Genomic DNA, 17577 nt, shown 5'->3' on the forward strand with positions numbered 1-17577 from the left:
ATTTTTTTGACCCCGTTTCTTATAAGTTATAACTTATAAGATATAATTTATAAGTTCTAAATTCTAAGTTCCAAGTGATCATCTGATCAGTTGATGGTGATTCAATGGGAGAGATAATTTCAATCATAAACCAGAAAGGGGGCTGCGGCAAGACAACAACCGCAGTGAACCTCTCAGCAGCCCTTTCACTCCTTGAGAGGAGGGTGCTGGTGGTTGACATGGACCCCCAGGGTAACGCAACAACAGGGTTCGGTGTGAATAAATCTGAACTGGACTCAACCATCTACACCGTACTCAGCAGAAAGGCATCCCTCAGGGATGTGATACTGCCCGCAGAACTCGAGGACCTGTACCTTGCACCCAGCAACATATCCCTGAGCGGTGCAGAGATCGAACTCAGCAGCGAGATAGGCTACCACGCCATCCTCAAGGAGGCTATGAAGGATATAAGGGATGAATTTGACTACATATTCATAGACGCCCCGCCCTCACTGGGGATCCTCACACTCAACGCCCTCGTGGCATCTGACAGTGTCATAATACCAATACAGGCAGAGTACTATGCCCTGGAGGGAATGGCTGACCTCCTCAGGACAATGAACCTTGTGGAGGAACGTCTCCAGAGCCCCTGCCCCATAAAGGGGATACTCATAACCCTCTACGACTCGAGGACACGCCTTGCAAGGGACGTGCAGAGGGAGGTTGAAAGGTTCTTTGGTGAAAGGGAGAATATCTTCAGAACAAGGATACCGAGAAACGTACGCCTTGCAGAGGCCCCCAGCCATGGAAAACCCTGCATCACCTATGACCCTGAAAGCACAGGAACAGGGGCCTACATGAAACTCGCAGCCGAAATACTGGATATGGAGTGATATGATGACACAGAAGAAGGGCCTTGGAATGGGACTCGATGCACTCATCCAGTCAAGGACAAGGAAGGAATTAAAGGAGACCTCTGACTCAGTGCCTGGAGATGTGCAGGTTGAGGCTGTTATAAGGGAGGTTAAACGCAACCCCCGCATAACCCTCTGGTCTGCAAGGTCTGCAGCGGTCCTCAGGTACCTGAAAAAGACACAGCCAGAGTTCAGCATAAGCAGGGAGGCATCGGACCTCATAGAAAGGGCCGTTAAGGAGAAGTACCCTGAAATATGGGAGATGTTCTCTGAACTCCAGTAATTCAATCACTCTTATTCCAGCTGCTGAGGGTTGTCTGGGATCCGTCAAGGTATATGAAGGGTTCAGCCCTGCCCAGCCTCACCCCAATTCCCTTCAGGATATCTGGGGTGAGGTTAACCTTAGCCCTCAGTTCAATTATTTTTCTGGCCGACCTTGGCCCTATTCCAGGGACCCTGATGATTTCATGATAGGGGGCGGTCTTGAGGTCCACCGGGAAGATATCCATCTCCATGGCTGCGGCGTACTTTGGATCCACAGAGGTGTCCAGGTAGCCCCCACTGAACCTCAACTCATCAACACCGAAACCATAGGACTTCAGGAGCGCATCTGTCTGATAGAGCCTAAAGACACGTTTTGGATCTTCTTCGGCCCTTTTCTCAAGTTCAGTCCCTTCAATGGGCTGAAAACCACTGAAGTACACCCTTCTGAGGGAATATTTATCGTAGATCCACTTGACACGTTTAACTATATCCTCATCTGTTTCATCAACAGCCCCAACCATCAGCTGGGTACTCTGACCTGAGGGTGCAAGTTCAGGGTGTCTCTTTTTGAACCTGCTGATCCACCTCATTCTCCGCAGGATGTCAACACTGTAGTCCTTGGTTGATGAAAGTTCATCAAGACCATCCCTTGTCGCGGTCTCCAGGTTGATGCTCACACGACTTGCAAGTTCCATGGCCCTCCTTACAGTGTCCATGGATGAGCCCGGTATGATCTTGAGGTGTATGTAGCCGCCGTAGCCCTCAAGCCTAAGGATTCTGAGCGTCTCCAGGAGCTTTTCCATGGTTTCATCAGGGTCCCTGCTTACCCCGGAGCTGAGGAAGAGTCCATCAACGTAGCGCCTCTCATAGTAGTCAAGGAATATCCCTGCAATTTCCTCCGGCTTCAGCTCTACGGGCTCTTTCTCTGCGCTGTTTATACAGTACCTGCAGTCGTTGCAGCACCTGTTGGTGAGCAGAACCTTGAAGAGGGGGACCCTGCAGCCCCTGTAACTTGTGTAGTAGATACCCGGCAGCGAGGGGTTCCGCTGGGAGGGGTCTGCACTGTAGTCGCAGAGGTCAAACTGGGCACTGTCACTCAGCACCTGGACCCTTTCAGCAAGACTCATGGTGAATAATATGTCCATGATTCTATAACTAATTTATCAGGGGGCTCGTGGAATCCGCAGTGATTCTGATGGGGAGATAAGATGAATGATTTGAAAGGATTATAATTGATTTTAAGTCATTATAAGGATTTATATTATATTTTAGATCACAAGAAAAGTTTAAAATTTCAAAGCATCTATCTCATGCCCTGATATAAACACAGGTCTTTTTTAATGTTCTGGATCCTCTTAGAATGGTGCCTATGCACCCCCTTAAATAAACCATCAGATCATTCAATTTAAAAAACGGTTTAATATGGCTTATTTTTTGAAAAAGGGAAACGGTATTATCACAGTGATTTAAAGAAGAAATTAAAACATCACACCCATCACTTCAATTTTTAAAAAGTAATTAGAAGGCTCTGATTGAAAAAAAGAGTTATCAGACGTCTTATTTTCCAATTCTGAGGCAAAATTTTATATATGAGGTCACAGTTATATTCCCAACATCCAGAGGGAACAGTAAATATCTTTCTGGATTGGAGGCGGTAAAATTAAGCGACTTTTTATTGCATCTTTATTTCTATTCTCCATAGCTGCAGCGGGTATAATCGCTTCTGAGGCAGAGGATAGAGGAACTGAAATCAGTGCAAAGGCCCTGAAGGTGGATGCAAAGAAGTATTATAAGAAGTACAGCAAAAAAAGAATCCACACAAAGGCATACTATAAAAAGAGGGTCCTCAAAAGGAAACATGTGAGGGCCTACAGACGCACATCAAGGGATGTGGGGGCATCATTCCACACTGTAACCGCGACTTACGTTGAGGCCAGTGGGAGGTGTTCATGTTCACTTCATGCGGACTACAAGGAGCATCAGTCACGATTCAGGAATTACTGCCCATTCTGTGGCAGGTACGGAACACTGAGATATGAAGAGGGCGCCACATGTCCAGAGGGGATGTGGTTCTGCAGCAGATGCGACGCCGACTTCTGCCTTGTCCATGGCAAGTCACACACATCAAGGGCAAGATACCTTCTCAGATGAAATTTCTGACAAATCCTTTTTTTATTTCTGAGAAAACAGAAAAAAGGTGCTATTCTCCCAAAACTTAAATAAATGTAGCATCGAGTTTCATATATGAGACTTGTACTTGCAGGGACGGGGAGCGCAGTTGGCAAGACCACCATAGCGACTGGGATAATGAGGGCACTCTCAGATAGGGGTATCCAGCCCTTCAAGGTGGGCCCGGACTACATAGACCCATCCTATCACACCATGGCCACAGGCAACATGTCAAGGAACCTTGACTCCTTCTTCATGACAGATGCCCAGATAAGGGAGGCCTTCACAAGGGCAATGAAGATATCTGGAGCCAGAATGGGTATAATAGAGGGTGTCAGGGGACTTTATGAGGGTATAAGTGCAACCGGGGACACTGGAAGCACAGCCTCAGTTGCAAAGGCCCTTAAGGCCCCAGTGGTTCTCATAATAAATTCAAGAAGCCTTGTTAAAAGCGCGGCAGCCATGGTACTGGGTTTCAGGTCCCTTGACCCTGAGGTTAAAATCAGGGGGGTTATCCTGAACCAGGTTAAGAACAGGAGACACTACCTCAAGACAAAGGAGGCTATCGAGGAACTCACAGGGACTGAGGTGGTGGGGGGGATACCAAGGAGTGCAGAACTGGAGGTTGAGCAGAGGCACCTTGGACTTGTACCCGCCGTTGAAAGGGAACAGATAGCATCCTACATTGAGAGATGGGGCAGTGCAATGGAGGAGTACCTGGACCTTGAGGCCCTTGAGGATATAATGGCGTCTGCAGGAAAAATTGATGGGGAGAGGGAACCCCTGTGGCAGAGGGAGAACAAAAGGAAGGTTAAAATAGGCGTGGCATTTGATGAGGCCTTTAACTTTTATTACAGAGAGAACATAGAGGCACTTGAGGATAACGCGGCTTCGGTTGTCTACTTCAGCCCCCTCCATGATGAGGAGCTTCCTGATGTTGACGCGGTATACATAGGGGGCGGCTACCCTGAGGTATTTGCAGAGGAACTCGAATCCAACAGATCCATGAGGATGTCGGTGAAGAGGTTTCACGCAAACGGCAGACCAATCTTCGGGGAATGTGGCGGCCTTATGTACCTGACGAGGTCCATTGATGGGCGCGAGATGTGTGGTGTGTTCCCCTACGATGCTGAGATGACGAAAAATGTCCAGGGACTGAGTTACGTGATCTCTGAGGCGGTCTCTGACAACCTGATAACAGGGGAGGGGGATGTGTTCAGGGGACATGAATTCCACTACTCAAGGGTCTCAGTCACTGGAGATGCGCAGTTTGCCTTCAGGGTGCTCAGGGGCAGGGGAATAATGGATTCCATGGATGGAATAACCTCTGGATCGGCCCTTGCAAGTTACGTGCACATACATGCAGCATCATGCCCCACCTTTGCCGCAAACTTCACAAGAAATGCATGGGAGCTCCAGGATGAGGTTTGATATATTCTCTCCCTATTCTGTCATTATAGCGCTGCTCATATACCTTTTACTTGCCCTTTCAGGGGCACTGATGGGCATCAGGGGCCTGAAATTTCCATCAGGGGCTTCAATTCTCTATATAGTCCTGGGTGCCAGCGTATTCATCCTTGGAGCATATATGTCTGGAAGGATACCAACAGAGAAACCTGCCAGTCCAGGAAATCCCAGCGAAACACTGCTGGTACTTCTTGTCACGTTTGGAATCACTCTACAGGCACTGAACCTCTATATGCTGGGGGGAATTCCACTCCTAAGCGGTTACCTCAAGGCAAGGGCGGTTACGAAGATATGGCTTCTCTCATACCTCATATTCCTCCCATCAATTAACATGCTTCTTGCAGCTTATCCCAGGAGGAGGTACTGTATTCCACTTATAATTGGCGCCACACTCTTTGCCCTCACAGGCTACAGGACAACCGTTGTGGTTATACTGCTGAGCGGTATCATAACCATCTACTACTCTGCAAGGCCATCCCCCCGCCAGATAGGCCTCCTACTATCAGCTCTTGCCATTGTGGCAATATCAGTTGGCTACATTGCTGTTAAATCAATTGAATGGCAGACCTGGACCCTCAATCCACTGGAACTCCTCCTCTACAGGGCAGGCTACACCCTCATGGTATTTGACAGGCTTCTGGACCATCAGGGAGCAACTGCCGGTGAACTCATCTATTACACCCTTACAGGATACCTGCACTCAACGGACCCACGGGTAATCGTCGGTGAGGTCGTGCTTGGCTACAGGCACTCAACAACATCACTCATATTCGGACCCCCGCTCCTGGACTTCGGGCTTCCTGCAATGGTTATCCAGATGTTCCTTCTGGGCCTGGTCCTTGGATTAATGCACAGGATTCAGATATCGCTGAATGGAATCTTCACAGGTATTTATTCGGTAATTCTGGCCCATACCATAATCTGGGTCGAAACAGGCCCAACAGACCTTGTGGTCTGGTTGTTCTACATGGTGGCTGTCATATCAATTATATACGTCCTCTGGAGGTGTTATCCTGAAACTGGCAGTTGCAGCTGAACTGGCACCTGCAAAGACCTTCCATCCCCTGATGCAGGAATCTGAACATGAATACCACTGCCTGTGTCATGGTGTGGGGGTGAGGGATGTCCTGGGAGACCTCTGCCAGGAATACTATTCAATGGGAACCAGCAGGAGCAGATCCGGGGGTAAGATGGAAATCGCATACCTCGTCCTGAGGGATATTGCAGCTACCTGGCGCCACCTTGGAAAAATAAACCCGGATCTCATGCTCACATGCGGGAATGCAGGGGATGTGAGGAAGGCCATCGCAGCATCATATCTCCGAGGGAAGGGTGTCCTTCATATTGAACAGGACATCTACAACCCCATTGAAATGATAGCGTTTGCAGACATTGTAACGGCACCATCCACCCGCTACAGGGATTACCTTGAGGATGAGTACCTCCTTGAGAATGTTGAGGTCATAGGTGGCTACCCACATGCCCTCTATGTGAGCCGCCTCCAGATTGAGGATCCAGGTATCGGGAATTACACTCTCCTGGTCCTTGGAGGCGACCTGCGAAGGGGGGATATACCTGACCTCATATCGAGAGTTGAGGCCCTTGGAAGACGCATTATAGTGGTACCCTTCCGCTTCAGTCCACATTATGTGAGGAGCTTCGTAGGTTCAGAGAAGACCGAGGTCCTTGAGGGATTTGTTGATCTTCCATCCCTCATGGCCTACGCTGACCTTGTCATATACGGGGCAGGAATGGGCCTCACCATCGAGGCCGCTGTGCTGGGTGTTCCGGCAATTAAGCTCCGGGGCTTTCATGAGAGACACGCGAGCGTGGACCTTGCAGTTGAGGTGGGGATACCTGTGGTTGATTCTGCCAGCCTCAGTGAGGTGGTGGATGAGGTGAAACCACCCGAGTCCTCAGGAATTCTAGGGGATGCTGAGCGGGCCGTCAGGAAGTTAATGGGACTCATTGATGATTTCCATGAGTTCGCAGGTCCCAGGGGTGGATTTAGGTCTATGAAGCGCATCTGGGATGCCCGGAAAGGTTTCAGGTAGCTGATGGATACCTTCAGGTCATTAATTCTTTGAGGAACCACCATTCTTGGTGATGGTTAGGGCATTTACTCGCTGCTCGTTCAAGCTCTTTTTCATTTGAAGCAAGACCACCGTTCTTTATATGAGTTCATGGGGTTCTGTTTCACTTCAATCATATACATTTATTAATAATAATTAATAATTTATTATGAATACTGGTATTAAAATGGAGGTTTTTGATATGAAATCATCTCTGGGTGATGAGGTTATAGTGAGGCAGAGCAGCGGATACAGCTGTGGCCCGGCGGCACTTGCCACGGTTCTCAGAAACCTTGGAGTTCACTGCAGCGAGGCAGAACTGGCGGAGCTTGCAGGTACAGACGAATCAGGGACCACCATGTATGGGCTGATACTCGCAGCAACCTCGAAGGGATTGAGTGCAAGGGGTGTCAGGATGGAAATATCGGATCTGAGAAGGAACCACATCGTATTTGTAAGGTACGGTGACACGGCACACTACACCGTTGTTCTCTCGGTTGATGATAGAAACATCACCCTGGCTGACCCTGCCATGGGGAGGATAAGGATAAGGAGGGAGATCTTCTCAAAAATATTCACAGGCAACGTTCTTGTGGTTGAAAGGGAGGATGATTAATAAACCCAATATTAAATTAAATGATTAAGATATTAACTATAATTTAAATTTTAATCATCATGATCCCAGAAAAGGTAAAAAATATACTACTGGTATAAAAGCTTAATCATAATCTTTAAATCATAAAATACTTAATAAGGCGCAAAATAATAAGATTCTGGTGATCTAATGGTTGTAAAAATTGGTATAATAAAATGTGGTAACATCGGGACCTCACCTGTGCTGGACCTGTTACTTGATGAGAGGGCAGACAGGCCAAACATAGATGTCTGTGTCGTGGGTTCAGGTGCAAAAATGAACCCCGATGAAATCGAAAGGGCAGTACCAACCATGCTTGAAATGGATAGGGACTTTGTTATATTCATAAGCCCAAACCCCGGTGCACCTGGCCCTGCAAAGGCAAGGGAGCTCCTTTCAGAGGCTGATGTTCCAGCCATGATCATAGGTGACGCACCAGGTCTCAGGGTCAAGGATGAAATCGAGGAGCAGGGACTTGGATACATAATAGTAAAGGCCGACCCGATGATAGGGGCAAGAAGGGAGTTCCTGGACCCAACAGAGATGGCATCCTTCAACTCCGATGTTATAAAGGTCCTTGCATTCACAGGCGCATACAGGGTTGTGCAGAACACAATCGATGCAATGATCGCGGATGTTGAAGCCGGAAAGGCACCTGAACTTCCGCAGGTGGTAATAGACACAGATAAGGCGGTTGAGGCAGCAGGCTACACCAACCCATATGCAAAGGCCAAGGCAATGGCTGCATATGAGATAGCAACCAAGGTGGCTGACATAGACGTCAGGGGCTGCTTCATGGTACAGGACCCTGACCAGTACATACCAATAGTTGCCTCAGCACATGAAATGCTATCTGCAGCTGCCAGACTTGCAGTTGAAGCAAGGGAAATCGAAAAGGCCAACGACACTGTGCTGAGAACACCACACGGTAAGGAAGGAGAGACACTGAGTAAGAAGGATCTTCTGGCCAAGCCAGAATAGATCTTCAACCACTTATTTTTTCTGATATATGGGCCTTTCAATGAGATTTAATTCTTTTTCAACGTCCAGAGCATGTTTATATTCCCGGATGCTTAATATCACTGGTCCAGCGGCCCATAATATAAATTAAATAGATGGCATGGATCTTGGTTGAAATGGGCTGTCGTTTACCGTCATCAGATGCTCTCCTCGCTGACCCTGAAGATTAACTTCCCATCTCTGTAGACCCTCAATTCTCCTTTAAGGAAGGCCTCCCATTTTTCACTGGTCAGAGGTTTACTTGCGATTATGTAACCCTCCTGATCAGGCTTTTTCTCATGGGCGAGGTCTATCTGGTAATCGTCATCAAGGAGTTCAACGGGACCGTAGGGTGCCTTTCGATGCAACTGGTGGAGACCCTTGTATCCCTCCATGTCATGATAGGAGAAGAGGTGTTTACCATCGGATAGGAGGCAGTTAAAATCTCCATATCCGTTGATATCATTCAGAACGCTCCAGAGCCACTCGTAATCCTCGTCATCCCTGAATTTAACGCCCTCCTCACTGATGCGGTTCATGATGTGGCAGAATGCGATCTCGGAGTCAGTTGTCCCAACGGGTTTATACCTTCCACCCTCAGGGTTATCAATGTTGAGGGTGCCGTTGTGGGCGAACACATAGTCCCGTCCGTCCCATTCCCTCTGGAAGGGGTGGGTGTTACTGTGGGACTTATCCCCGCTGCTTATCCGACGTATATGGGATATTATGATCCTGGAACCTATGGGTTCATAGTTCTCCAGGAACTGTGACAGCGGACTCTCCTTTGAGGGGCAGGGCTCTTTGTAAACCTGTACCGATTCATCTGGATAGAAGGCCAGCCCCCAGCCGTGAGGGTTATCCTCTGACCTCGTCCTGAAACCCCTGAGGGAAAAGGATGGTTCCACTTCCCGGTTAAAACAGAACCCCAGCAGTTCACACAAACCAATCACCCCCTTAAATTTTGTAATGAGATCCTTCTGTGATGATTGTGATGCAGCCTGCGGTCAATAGCATGTCTTAGACGGCAGATCCTTATGATTAATTTAGTCGAAAACCTCTTAATAAATTGCATCCATTAACGTAAAAAAACACCTATCTGCAATGATCTCCGCGTACTTGGAGTTATGATGATGTGAATGAATGCTAAAATTCAGGATCAGTTTGCCATCCACAAATTCTCTATAAGCTGCCCTTGGTGCTTGGAATCATATCGTGTTCAACACGCACAGCGTCCCTGAGTGCCATTGCAAGTGCCTTGAAGAGTGCCTCAGCCTTATGGTGGTCGTTACTTCCCCTAACAGATGCATGGATGTTAATGGCCGCAGAAGCCGCAAATGACTCAAAGAAATGCCCTATGTTATCTGATGAGACATCCCCAATCCTGGCACCGTTGAAATCAAGTTCAAGCACCGTGTAGGGTCTTCCACCCAGGTCCAGTGCAACTGTGGCCAGGGACTCATCCATGGGGACCATAGCATGGGCCATCCTCCTTATACCCTTTCCATCACCGAGGGCTTCCCTGAGGGCCTCGCCCAGTGTCAGCGCAACATCCTCAACCGTGTGGTGGTCGTCAACCTCCAGATCCCCCCTTGCCTCCACCTCAAGGTCCATGAGCCCGTGACGGGCCAGCGATCCAAGCATGTGGTCAAGGAATCCAAGACCTGTATTCACATTTGACCTTCCACTACCATCAAGGTTAAGATCAACCTTCACATGGGTTTCAAGGGTTTCCCTGGTCTTCAGACTTCTTCTCATAGTTATCATCCCTTATGATCCTTATGGCGCCTTCAGGACATTTACTTGCACATATCATGCACTGGTGGCAGAATTCAAGGTTTGAGGCCCGGGCAGGGTTTCTCCTGTCTATGGCCCATATCCTTCCCCCCTTGGGACAGGCCTCCCGGCACTCGCCGCATCTGGTGCATTTATCTGGATCCACAATGATCTTCAATTAAATCACCACTAATACTTCATATCTTAAGAACAGTAACAGCAACAGCCTTAAAACCAGCATATACATCGGATCCGGGGTTCAGTTTCATTTTACGCTGCGATTCACGTGTTATGCGGGTCTTGAGTTTAATGTCCCCTGCATTGATCCTGACAGTCACAATGTCCCCATCAAGTTCAAGGCCTGTAACAGTTCCTGGAATGATGTTCCTCATGCTGGTATCGTACCTTTCACCCATGAGCACAATGTCCTCAGGGTCAACGAGGAGTATGACCTCATCTCCAGGGGATAAACCCTCAACCATTGGTGCCTCCAGGATGGAGTTTCCCACCCTTATCCTTGGACCATCCCCCGAAATCTCCTCAACAGTCCCCCTGATTTCGTTACTGGAAATCTGCCTTTCAAGGGCCCTCTTTAATTTAAGATACTCAAGGACGACCCTGATGCCTGTTTCTGTGAGCCTGCTACCTCCACCCCCACCTTTACCGCCCCTTCTGGTTTCCACGACCTCTTCACCGAGGAGTTCCTCAAGGTTCCTTATATAGGCAAGGGCGCTGCGGTAGGGGATACCGGCCTCCTCTGCTGCTTTGCTTATGGAACCCCTGCTCTGGATCAGCCTGAGAAGTCTGAACCTTCTCTCATCCAGGGGGACTTCGGTTCCGTCAATGGCAATTCTGCAGCTGAAGCTCATTGTAGAACCTATGGATCTTGTTCTTTATATTCTTATGCCATCACCTTGCCCAGCGGTCCATAAGATCAGCCACCCTGTTCATGGCTCCTGAGAGGGGACCCATCCTTGATGCAGACTTCCTCAAAAGCCTCACGTCCCTCTTCTCAACACCACCTATAAGGAGCAGGCTCACACCGTAAACCAGGGGACTGAGAATTATTGCCAGAAGGAGCCCCATGATGGTCTGGGGGAGGAGCAGCATGAAGACCCCCATAACCCCTGATGCGATTCCTATCCTGAGAAGTGAAAGGCCTGGCGGCTTCACACCGGTTATCTCTGAGGTCTTCCAGAGGATGATGATCATTATGATAAGGGCAGCAATTGTTGTTGCAAGGGCTCCCCCCTCGATTCCAAGTAAGGGCACGAGGGCAACGTTCAGTGCGAGATTTATGACAGTTCCAGCCACCAGAACGTACATTGGAAGACGGGGGTAACCTATCCCCTGGGCGATACTTGAGGATATCATGAAGAGGGTGTAGAAGCTCATCCCAACAACCAGTATGCTCAGGGCACCAGAACCGAAGATGAAGTTGCTCCCAAAGAGGAGTTCAAGGAGGGGCTCTGAGAAGACGGCTATGCCAACACACATGGGAAGCACAAGGAGAGTCACGACCCTGTATGACTGCACAATGTAGGTTTCAAGGAGCCTCCTGTCCTTCAGGGCGAAGGCCTCTGAGGCTGCAGGAAGAACAGCGGTTGCCACAGAGAGTGATACTACCAGGGGAAGCCTGGCAATGGGATCAGCAGCAGTGTAGTATCCCACAGAGGTTGTTGCCATGAAAACCCCTATCACAAATACACTTATATCATATATTGCCATCTCAGAGAGGGCGGTGATTATGACGGGGATGGAGAATGAGAGAAGCACTTTCACAAGCCCCAGCTCCTCCCTGAGGGTCAGCCTCTTTTCTGGGGGAGCAGGTGGAAAGTAGCTGTTCATCAGCCTTTTGAATATCAGGATAGCTGATATGGCCGATGCAAGAAAACCCATGGCGGTACCCATAACCGCCCCTGCTGCATAGAAACCGGCCATCACAAAGACAACTGCGAGGATTATCATGAAAACCTGCTCAACAGCCCTTGTAACCACGACGTACTCCATCCGGTATATGCCCTGAAATGCGCCCCTGAAGGCACCCACTATAACACTGAAGGGTGTTATGAGTGCAACAGCCTGCAAGGGGTACTGGGCTGCTGGTTTATGGAAGAACTGGTTTGCAAGCCAGGGGGCTGTGAAGAACATTACGAGGGAGAACGTCAGACCAAGAAATATCATGACCTTCAGCGCGGTTATAACAACCTGCCTGGCCATTTCATCCTCCTTGAGGGCCCGGTGCTGGGCCACATACTTGGCTATTGCCGGCGGCAGACCCCCGGCGGCCAGTATCTGGAATATCCCCTGGAATGGGAGTGTCAGTCCCAGGAGTCCGTAGCCCTCGGGTCCGAGGAGACGTGTCATTAGAACGCGGTAGATGTATCCACCCACCCTGAAAAGCAGGTTGCCGATTATTATAAAGAAGCTGCCCTTTAAGAGTTTGGAGGTACCTGAAGATGCCATTGAATCACCGGAAAAATAGATCTGATAGCGCCTTAAATAAGCCTTTGGGTCGAAGTTGCCATGATAAAAAAATAAATTATGGGGCCCGGGAATTCAGAAATCTCTTAAACATTTTGAGGGTTTTATCAAGGGTTTTAAACCCGTAGGAGTCCTCCTTAACGCCCTCGACGGTGTCCCTTGACCAGAGACACGCACCCAGGTTTGCTCCGAAGGACCCCCCGCTTACTGGTATTACTCCGTTGAGGATGTAGAAGGTGTGTATCTGCATGAGGGCAGGTTCCTGCCCCCCGCACCTGTCACCACCAACAGCTATGCCCATGCCCAACTTACCCCTCAGGGAGTCGTAGTCCTCTGCACCAAGCGCCCGGCAGCGGTCCATTATGGCCTTCACCTGGGCGCTGACACCGCCATTGTAGACAGGGGTTGCAATTATGATTCCCTGGGCCCCCCTAAGGAGGTCGTAGAGTGGGTACATGTCGTCCTTCAGCACACACTCCCTGTTCCTGAGGCAGTAGTCACAGTGCCTGCAGGGTGAGATGTTCTTACCCCTTACAGTGAAGAACTCTGTTTCAAACCCTTCATCCTCCAGTGTTTCAAGGGTCCTCTCAAGCACGTAATGGGTGGCCTGTTTCCTGGGGCTTCCACATATACCCACTATCATCTGCAACCCCCTTCCTGGCTAGATTGACTCGTCCTCGTCAAGGGGCAGTCGCATGGTGTCGGGGTCCTGGGGCATGTGCTCCAGGAAGTCCTCGGCAGCCCTCCTAACATCCCTTGAGCCTATTATGTACCTTCCAACCACTATTATGTCGGCGCCGCTATCAAGGGCCTCCTGCATTTTGGATGGTGTTATACCACCTGCAACGGCCACAAGACCCCTGGGGCCAAGTATATCCTTTATTTCCCTGATGTTGCCCCATTCGCTCATTTCACCAAGATCCTCTCCACGCTCTGCTCTGAGGGTTTCAAGGTCCACATTCCTGTGGAGGAGGACGATGTCTGGCTTGTATCTGAGGCCCCTGAGTTTATCAACGAAGTTTTCAACATTCATCATGTCCAGTATGGAGTATATTCCCTGTTTCTGGGCCTCGTGGATGGCCTTCTCAATGGACTCAACGGTTCCAAGACCGGATATGGCCACTGCATCAGCCGTCTCATCTGCGGCCATCTTAACCTCTATCCTGCCAACGTCAAGGGTTTTGAGGTCAGCTATTATGAAGGCGTCCCTTCGAAGCTCCCTTATCCTGCTCACAACACCAACACCGAACTTCTTGACCAGGGGTGTTCCGGCCTCGAGGAGTATCCTTTCCCTGTTGGGGAGAGCGTCAATGATCCTCTCCATCTCCTCCATGCTGTCAAGGTCAAGGGCAACCTGCAGGTAGGGGGGGTTCCAGAGCCTGACTGCCCTGAAGCCCATGATGGGGTGGCTTCCCCGGTCCTTTTCACTGAGGACCTTCCTTGCTGATGGGTAGTTCTCCATGGCCCTTCTGAGGGCCAGTTTGGTTGCCCCGTAGTTGTACTGGTATATCTTGCGGTAGTCCTCTGCCTCGGGGTGTATGAATACGCTGACAATTACCACGAGGTCCTCAACCTTTTCCTCGGGGATTATTCCCTCCTCAACCGCATCGGCAACTGCACGGGCAACCGCTGTCTGTGCCGGCCCGAAGACCTTGTCGGCGTCCTCAAGACAGCTCACCGTGACCTTGGGTACTATGAGGGTTGCGGGTTTTGTCATGAGGTTGGGCCTTATAACCGATAGAAGTGGTGTATGACCAAGGGAAAGGCTGGTGAGGCCATTTGCAAAGGCTGCCCCCGCGTTTCCCTCCTTATCACCTATGATGAGATCTATATGGGCAACTTCATTGCCGCTTCCTATGAGTGCTTCACCTATTCTGTACAATCTTGATCCTCCTTATGTGGTTTGATTTTGAGCCGGTGTTTCGGGTTCTTCAGGTGCTGTGGTGTTTCCTTCACCGGGTGTGATGTTTGTCCTGGTTCTCTTTGTGGTTTTTATGGTGTTGTCGGTGCTGACCGGTGCAGGGGATTCATTTGCAAAACTCATATCTGTTGTTGCGTTGTCAGCCCAGTCCAGCTGGGTTACGTTCTGTTCCTGGGCCCCCATGTACAGGGCAACATTGAAACCGACCATCAGTGCTATGATAAGGATCATGGCACCGATAACGATATTTCTGTAGTCCATCAGATCACCTTGATGAGATTGATATAAACTAATTTAGTGTAGGCGATGATGGTATTTATATGTATTGAAGAAGAAGATACGGGATTTTCATGGCTGAAATCCAGTGGAGTTCCATGTATCATGGAGTTTCAGCCAGAAATCCCCATGAATTCAATCGGGACTATCAGATTTTGCCCTCAAGATAGTCCCCATAACCCTTGAGGTCCAGGAGCCCGTGGCCAGAGAAGCTTACCACTATGGTTTTCTCCTCACCGGTCTCTCTGCACTTTCTGGCCTCCTCCATGGCAACACTTATGGCGTGGCAGGTTTCTGGTGCAGGGACAACCCCCTCGGCCTTTGCAAATTTAACACCGCTCTCAAATATTTTATGCTGCGCCACGGCCTGGGCCCTGATGATGCCCTCCTTCACCAGCAGTGCAACCTGCGGTGACATCCCGTGGTACCTCAGGCCGCCTGCGTGCACGGAGGGGGGTACAAAGTCGTGGCCGAGTGTGTACATCTTGAGGAGTGGTGTCATACCAGCAGTGTCACCGAAGTCGTACCGGTATTCTCCCTGGGTTAGGGTCGGGCAGGATCTTGGTTCAGCTGCTATGAATTCACAGTCGAGTTTACCATCAATTTTGTCCTTTATGAATGGGAAAACCGCCCCACCAAAGTTGCTGCCCCCTCCCACACATCCTATCATGAAGTCAGGTGTTTCACCTGCTATTTCCAGCTGCTTCTGTGTTTCAAGACCTATCACGGTCTGATGTAGCAGAACGTGGTTTAGGACGCTTCCAAGGGAGTAGTAAACGTTTTCATACTGGAGGGCCTCCTCCATTGCCTCTGATATGGCTATACCAAGGGAGCCCGGGTGTTCGGGGTCCTCACTGAGTATTTTCCTTCCGAATTCGGTATGGTCACTTGGTGATGGGACAACCTCGCCACCGTAAAGCTGCATTATTGTTTTTCTGAAGGGCTTCTGGTTGAAGGAAACCCTGACCATGTAGACCTTGCACTGGAGGTCCATGAGTGAACATGCAAGTGAGAGTGCTGTTCCCCACTGTCCAGCACCTGTTTCTGTTGTGAGCCTTTCAGCTCCATCTTCACGGGCATAGTATGCCTGTGCTATCGCGGTATTGAGCTTGTGGCTTCCTGTGGGTGAATAATCCTCCCTCTTGTAGTATATCCTGGCGGGGGTGTCAAGCATCTCCTCAAGGCCCTTTGCCCGGAAGAGTGGGGTGGGTCTTCCGATCATCTTGTAGACATCTCTGACCTCACGGGGGATCTTTATCCAGCGCTCCGTTGACATCTCCTGCTCAAGAACCCCCCTTGAGAACACCCTTGGAAGGTTCTCTATGTTCTCTCCGCCCTCAGGGTTTCTGGGTTCTGGTAGTGGTGATGGCAGGTCCGGGTTGATGTTGTACCATTTTTTTGGTATTTCATTTTCGTCAAGAACAATCTTGTTCATGGTATCACCTTAGATTTCATGATAAGGTCATGTTATCATCAGCATTTACATGCATGATGTCTCTTTAAAGAACTATTTAAAACTTTACAGTACATATCTGTACATTTAGGAAATGGTTAATAAATGGGGGGAAGATATGATTCCCACATGAAGATACTTGCAGTTGATGTGGGGGCAGGGACCCAGGATATAATGTACCATGATACTGCAGTTGATAGAATTGAAAATTCCATAAAGATGGTACTGCCCTCACCCACAAGGATAATCGCAGAAAGGATCAGGGGAATCACCGAGGACGTCTTCATTCATGGCCAGACAATGGGAGGGGGACCCGTGAGCAGGGCCATAATTGAGCACCTTGAGAGGGGTTACAGGGTTGTAATGACCCATGAGGCAGCAAGGACCATCAGGGATGACCTTGAAAGGGTCAGGGCGATGGGGATAGAGATATCAGACAGGGACCCTGGCCTGAGGAGGGTGAAGTTAGGGGATGTTGATCTCGGGGCCATAGCAGGGGCCCTTGGACACTTTGATGTTGAACTGGAAATCGACTTCCTGGGGGTGGCTGTTCAGGACCATGGTGCGGGTGGTGATATGGGTGATAGAAACTTCCGGTTCATGAAGATCAGGGAAAAACTAAGAGAACCAGTGAAACCTGAGGAGTTCTCATACCTTGGCAATGTCCCAGATTACTTCACAAGGATGAAATCCATTGAGGGGGCATCTGAGCACCCCCTCCTTATGATGGATTCCAAGTTCGCCTCAATAGCAGGGGCACTCCTTGACCCTGCAGTGGACTCAGAGGGGCCCTTAGTCGCTGTTGATGTGGGTAACGGTCACACCCTGGCAGCCAGCGTACTGGATGGCCGGATACATGGGGTCATGGAGCACCACACAAAGATGCTGTCCCCTGAAAAACTTGAGGAACTCCTTCTGAAACTCGCCCGTGGAGAGATAACCCACCGGGAGGTCCATGGCGACGGGGGTCATGGTGCCCATGTCCTCGGAGGAGTGGGTGAGCCTGAGGTGGTTGTTGCAACGGGCCCACAGAGGAATATTCTCGATGAAACATCCCTCAGGGTACACCATGCTGCACCCGCAGGGGACGTCATGATGACAGGGCCCGTGGGGCTCATAGGAAGCATAGAATACAGGGTGATGCACTGATGGGTCCAGGGGAACATGAGGGC

At 49.7% G+C, this 17577-nt stretch carries 19 protein-coding genes; 9 read left to right on the top strand and 10 right to left on the bottom strand.

Going from position 1 to position 17577, the window contains the following annotated elements; translation table 11 throughout:
• Positions 1-104 precede the first annotated feature (104 nt).
• Complete coding sequence (locus tag OXN82_RS08195; RefSeq protein ID WP_321211345.1) at positions 105-872, top strand: ParA family protein; 768 nt, start codon at positions 105-107, stop codon at positions 870-872.
• A gap of 4 nt (positions 873-876) precedes the next feature.
• Positions 877-1176, top strand: a complete 300-nt coding sequence (locus OXN82_RS08200) for a hypothetical protein (RefSeq protein WP_321211346.1) — start codon at positions 877-879, stop codon at positions 1174-1176.
• Between the two features lies 1 nt (position 1177).
• Here OXN82_RS08200 and OXN82_RS08205 read toward each other — a convergent pair whose 3' ends face one another.
• Complete coding sequence (locus OXN82_RS08205) at positions 1178-2284, bottom strand: radical SAM protein (protein WP_321211347.1); 1107 nt, start codon at positions 2282-2284, stop codon at positions 1178-1180.
• A gap of 643 nt (positions 2285-2927) precedes the next feature.
• Here OXN82_RS08205 and OXN82_RS08210 point away from each other — a divergent pair.
• From OXN82_RS08210 to OXN82_RS08235, 6 genes are all read left to right on the top strand, one after another.
• Entirely contained in the window at positions 2928-3308 is a 381-nt protein-coding gene (locus tag OXN82_RS08210; RefSeq protein WP_321211348.1) for a hypothetical protein, read from the top strand.
• Between the two features lie 93 nt (positions 3309-3401).
• On the top strand, positions 3402-4757 hold the full coding sequence (gene cfbB, locus OXN82_RS08215) for a Ni-sirohydrochlorin a,c-diamide synthase (protein WP_321211349.1): 1356 nt from the start codon (positions 3402-3404) through the stop codon (positions 4755-4757).
• Positions 4747-5829, top strand: a complete 1083-nt coding sequence (locus tag OXN82_RS08220; RefSeq protein WP_321211350.1) for an oligosaccharide repeat unit polymerase family protein — start codon at positions 4747-4749, stop codon at positions 5827-5829. The genes cfbB and OXN82_RS08220 overlap by 11 nt, the downstream gene beginning before the upstream one ends.
• Before the next feature lie 79 nt (positions 5830-5908).
• Complete coding sequence (locus OXN82_RS08225; RefSeq protein WP_321211351.1) at positions 5909-6847, top strand: hypothetical protein; 939 nt, start codon at positions 5909-5911, stop codon at positions 6845-6847.
• A 220-nt stretch (positions 6848-7067) separates the two neighbouring features.
• On the top strand, positions 7068-7481 hold the full coding sequence (locus OXN82_RS08230; RefSeq protein ID WP_321211352.1) for a cysteine peptidase family C39 domain-containing protein: 414 nt from the start codon (positions 7068-7070) through the stop codon (positions 7479-7481).
• Between the two features lie 168 nt (positions 7482-7649).
• Positions 7650-8480, top strand: a complete 831-nt coding sequence (locus tag OXN82_RS08235; RefSeq protein WP_321211353.1) for a F420-dependent methylenetetrahydromethanopterin dehydrogenase — start codon at positions 7650-7652, stop codon at positions 8478-8480.
• Between the two features lie 176 nt (positions 8481-8656).
• Here OXN82_RS08235 and OXN82_RS08240 read toward each other — a convergent pair whose 3' ends face one another.
• The 9 genes from OXN82_RS08240 to OXN82_RS08280 all read right to left on the bottom strand — a co-directional run bounded on the left by OXN82_RS08240 (position 8657) and on the right by OXN82_RS08280 (position 16387).
• Entirely contained in the window at positions 8657-9439 is a 783-nt protein-coding gene (locus tag OXN82_RS08240) for a class II glutamine amidotransferase (RefSeq protein WP_321211354.1), read from the bottom strand.
• A gap of 238 nt (positions 9440-9677) precedes the next feature.
• Complete coding sequence (gene hisB, locus OXN82_RS08245) at positions 9678-10253, bottom strand: imidazoleglycerol-phosphate dehydratase HisB (RefSeq protein ID WP_321211355.1); 576 nt, start codon at positions 10251-10253, stop codon at positions 9678-9680.
• Entirely contained in the window at positions 10219-10449 is a 231-nt protein-coding gene (locus OXN82_RS08250; RefSeq protein ID WP_321211356.1) for a ferredoxin family protein, read from the bottom strand. Before OXN82_RS08250 ends, hisB begins: the two co-directional genes overlap by 35 nt.
• 19 nt (positions 10450-10468) lie before the next feature.
• Positions 10469-11140 carry a TOBE domain-containing protein gene (locus OXN82_RS08255; protein ID WP_321211357.1) on the bottom strand — a complete coding sequence of 224 codons (672 nt, stop codon included), beginning with the start codon at positions 11138-11140 and terminating at the stop codon, positions 10469-10471.
• 40 nt (positions 11141-11180) lie between these two features.
• On the bottom strand, positions 11181-12737 hold the full coding sequence (locus OXN82_RS08260) for an oligosaccharide flippase family protein (protein WP_321211358.1): 1557 nt from the start codon (positions 12735-12737) through the stop codon (positions 11181-11183).
• 76 nt (positions 12738-12813) lie between these two features.
• Positions 12814-13398, bottom strand: a complete 585-nt coding sequence (locus tag OXN82_RS08265) for a flavodoxin family protein (RefSeq protein ID WP_321211359.1) — start codon at positions 13396-13398, stop codon at positions 12814-12816.
• Positions 13399-13416: 18 nt separating this feature from the next.
• On the bottom strand, positions 13417-14637 hold the full coding sequence (locus OXN82_RS08270) for a bifunctional 5,6,7,8-tetrahydromethanopterin hydro-lyase/3-hexulose-6-phosphate synthase (protein ID WP_321211360.1): 1221 nt from the start codon (positions 14635-14637) through the stop codon (positions 13417-13419).
• Between the two features lie 12 nt (positions 14638-14649).
• Positions 14650-14937 carry a hypothetical protein gene (locus OXN82_RS08275; RefSeq protein ID WP_321211361.1) on the bottom strand — a complete coding sequence of 96 codons (288 nt, stop codon included), beginning with the start codon at positions 14935-14937 and terminating at the stop codon, positions 14650-14652.
• A gap of 163 nt (positions 14938-15100) precedes the next feature.
• Complete coding sequence (locus OXN82_RS08280; RefSeq protein ID WP_321211362.1) at positions 15101-16387, bottom strand: TrpB-like pyridoxal phosphate-dependent enzyme; 1287 nt, start codon at positions 16385-16387, stop codon at positions 15101-15103.
• A gap of 147 nt (positions 16388-16534) precedes the next feature.
• On the opposite strand from OXN82_RS08280, the gene OXN82_RS08285 reads away from it, so the two are divergent.
• Positions 16535-17554: a DUF1786 domain-containing protein gene (locus tag OXN82_RS08285; RefSeq protein WP_321211363.1), complete on the top strand. Its 1020-nt coding sequence runs from the start codon at positions 16535-16537 to the stop codon at positions 17552-17554.
• The last annotated feature ends 23 nt before the right edge of the window (positions 17555-17577 follow it).

Origin of the sequence: Methanothermobacter sp. DP, assembly GCF_026692625.1 — an archaeon.
Classification (GTDB): Archaea; Methanobacteriota; Methanobacteria; order Methanobacteriales; family Methanothermobacteraceae; genus Methanothermobacter; species Methanothermobacter marburgensis.